Below are 3,413 nucleotides of genomic sequence, written 5' to 3'. Positions count from 1 at the left end.
TTCTATGTTTAATTCGTTGAACTAGATCTTCAAATTCTGCACAGAGCTCTTTTTCATATTCCGCTTTGTCCATAAAATTAGCCATCCCTGTATTTGTTAAATTTCAATAATTTTGTTAATTTTCTAACTAAACTTTTGTTTTTTTAGTATTATTACATTGTCTCCTTTTGATATTTCGTTTGAAATGTATAAATCACTAAAAAACTAAATAAACAGTCTTTTCAAAGAAAAAAAGTCGCTTTCTTTTAAAAAACATGCTTTTCGTCAAAAATCGCCAAGGATGCTGTAAACCTTGGCGGTCTTGTAACACTTGTTTTTTTGTATTTATATCGGGAGATAAAATAGAAATGCTAAACCCTGGGGTTCTTGTACGATTTTGTGCTTTTTTGTATTTATATCGGAGATAAACTACAGAAAGATGTTCAATCAAAACCCTACGCTTGTTCATGTGCCCCAAAGAATATGTCACGATTTCTTTGGGGCACATTTATATAATAATTTATATATAAATAAAATGCTGGTTGGAAAATGTTAGAACCTTTTTTATCCTTTTAATGCCATTAATTTGAATGTTTTATTTCAAGCGTTGGAATTAAAAGTACAAAAGAATGCAGGTATAGATTTAACTGGAATAGATGAACTAACAGACGACATAATCTTGTATTGGATGAAGTGCTTTTGCGTACTTCTTTTATTGTCTCTATAGTCCTCCTTCTTTTCAATTTACATAATACGTGAGCTATACCTTTCAAATCATTTATTTAAAACAATTGGTTGTTATTAAATGATAAACGGTTTTCAAAAGCTGATTATTTATTTTTATTAATTGTGACAGGTCAGTAAATAACGAAAACAAAAAACCTCTGCTTATTATTTAAGCCGGGGTTTTGATGGAAGATCAATTATAGTTTAACTCCAAGTTGTTGGAAAAGTTGAGCAATCATAGCGGTATATCGGGGTTGCTGTTGAACTAATTGCTTGGCCGCATCGACCAGTCCATAACGTAGTTGCCCTTTTCGATCAATAACTGTTTTTGCATGAACCATAGAACTTAAAATAGCCTCGTCAATACTAGCGGCAACGGCTCGAAAAAATAAATCGATATGGTTGTCGTTGAATCGAGATACCGTGTCAAAATTCTGCTCTGTAAAATGGCTAACCAAGTTACTTGTTGAAAAAGCAAAGACAATTTCTCCGCTGCCGTTGCCAATGTATCCACCAGTCCGGTTAATACCAACAGTAGCCCGCTTTGCCAAACGTTTGAGTTGTCGGGAATTTAAAGGAGCGTCCGTTGCCAAAACAGTAATAATCGATCCTTTTTCTTCTTTTTGTTTGTCGCTAACAAGCATTTCTGCTAACGATTTGCCAATGGGGATTCCGTTAACAATAAAGTTGTCAAGAAAACCGTAATTAGTCATTACCAAGGCGCCGAGCGTGTAAGTATGATCATCATCGACTTTTACAATTCGGGATGATGAACCAATTCCACCTTTCAAACCATAACAGACCATGCCACGGCCGCCGCCAACCGCTCCTTCTTCAAGGGTATCCTTAGCAGCATTTAATGCAGAGGAAACATCAGACTCAGTAATTTTCATTGCGCGAATATTTGAAATATTGCCATCATTACATTCGGCGACAATCGGATTTACCGTACTGGTCGTGTCACCAATCTCAGGGTTCTGCTTCAGCATATATTTTGTGAGTGCATTGATAGCCGTTCCAACGCCAAAAGTATTCGTTAAGACGATTGGAGTTTCAATTGTCCCGAGCTCATCAATCTGAATCAGTCCAACGCTTTTACCAAATCCATTAATCACATAGGAAGCTGCCGGGACTTTTCTTTTAAAAACGTTTCCCGGATGAGGAAGAATTGCTGTAACCCCGCTATGAAAGTCGTCTTGATCAATTGTTATCTGGCCAACTTCAACACCATCAACGTCTGTTATTAAGTTTTTTGGTCCTTTTATACCTTCCGAAATATCATCGATTAAATCGACCGATAAGCCCATATTAATTCACCTCGAAAAATCAACAACTGGAGTAATAACAAGCTCTATCTTAGTTGTTTTCTTAAAATCAAAAATTATTTTTTGATCAAAACTATTCCTTGATTTGTTTAATAGCCGTTTCTAACATTTCCAGTTGTAAAATCGTTTCCTCATCTTTAACGGGCTTTTCTTTATGATTGACGATCGCATCATAAATGCCGGCATACATACGGCTATAATCACCAATCTCCGAAACAACTTTTTCTTCGTGGTATTGTCCCTTATCATCCAGATAAGTTAAAGTTCCATAATCCTCAGGTCTGTCAAGGCCGAAATCAGCATGATCAGGCATGTAAAAATGTTTAAGGTCTGTTTCCTGGCGATCCTTTTCCTGTTTTATAAAAACACCTTTTTTGCCATAAACAACAAAGCTCGGACGAGCTTTCAATCTAAAGTAGCTTGATTTTATCGATACTTTTAGCGGTCCATCATAAAAAAGATCAAGATCAAAATAATCATTCATATGGCCCTTACCAAGTAATTGCCGGACTTCATAATGGGTATTTTCAGGTTTGCCAAAAAAGGAAATGACTTGATCCAATGTGTGACAGGCATGGCCATAAAGATAACTGCTGCCGACCGAAAATTCCCTGCTGCTTTCCGGAATTTGAGGACGGTAATAGTCAAAATGCATCTCGACCTCTAATAAATCACCCAAAACACCACTATTAATAACTTTTTGCGTTGTCAGAAAATCTGAATCATAACGCCGGTTTTGATAGCATTGGACAAACAAACTTTTCTCTTTAGCAAGGCTGAAAAGTTCTTTTGCTTCAGCTGATGTTTCCGTAAAAGGCTTTTCGACCAAAACATTTTTATTATGGAGCAAAGTGTCTTTCGCTAGTTTGTAATGGGTGTTGCCCGGCGTGGAAACAACGACGAGCTGAATCTCGGGATCGCTATAAATATCGTTAATATCGTTGGTATAGTGAATTCCCTCAATTTTGCTCCAACTGCTGTCCGGCCGCCTGGAAAAAATTGTCTTGACTTTAATTTTGTCTTTTAACTTCAGGGAAAAGGGCAGATGATAGCGATTGGTACTTTTGCCGTTCCCAATATAAGCAATAGTGAGCATTTAGAAAACCTCCCGAAATAATTTAGTAATTTAAAATAAAATTATTTCCCTATTAATTGTAAGGTCCTCGTTAAATAAAATTTGATAAGAATTAATTAAACCACTGAAGACTGATAAACGCTAATACAAATAAGAAAAGTAAAATCACTTATGAGTAGAAAACATTTCAGAATTTTGGGAGAGTGGGATGAAACTTTTTAAATTGCAAAGTATGGTTTTAATTGCCATTGCTTTTGTTCTTGGCTGCAGCGAATACATTATTGTCGGTATTCTGGACAATTTGGCCA

At 36.1% G+C, this 3,413-nt stretch carries 2 protein-coding genes; both read right to left on the bottom strand.

From position 1 onward, the window contains the following. Positions 1-902 precede the first annotated feature (902 nt). The gene (locus A3G9_RS0109200) at positions 903-2,012 is read right to left on the bottom strand and encodes a DmpA family aminopeptidase (RefSeq protein ID WP_002821448.1); all 1,110 of its coding nucleotides are present in this window, start codon (positions 2,010-2,012) and stop codon (positions 903-905) included. Positions 2,013-2,103: 91 nt separating this feature from the next. Further along, a complete protein-coding gene (locus A3G9_RS0109195; protein ID WP_002821447.1) occupies positions 2,104-3,126 on the bottom strand; it encodes a Gfo/Idh/MocA family oxidoreductase in 1,023 nt (340 codons plus the stop codon). Between the last annotated feature and the right edge of the window lie 287 nt (positions 3,127-3,413).

This window comes from Oenococcus oeni DSM 20252 = AWRIB129, from assembly GCF_000372485.1.
In the GTDB taxonomy this organism is placed as follows: domain Bacteria; phylum Bacillota; class Bacilli; order Lactobacillales; family Lactobacillaceae; genus Oenococcus; species Oenococcus oeni.
The sequence above is the reverse complement of the archived record's forward strand: the minus strand, read 5'-3'. Positions and strand labels throughout refer to the sequence as shown.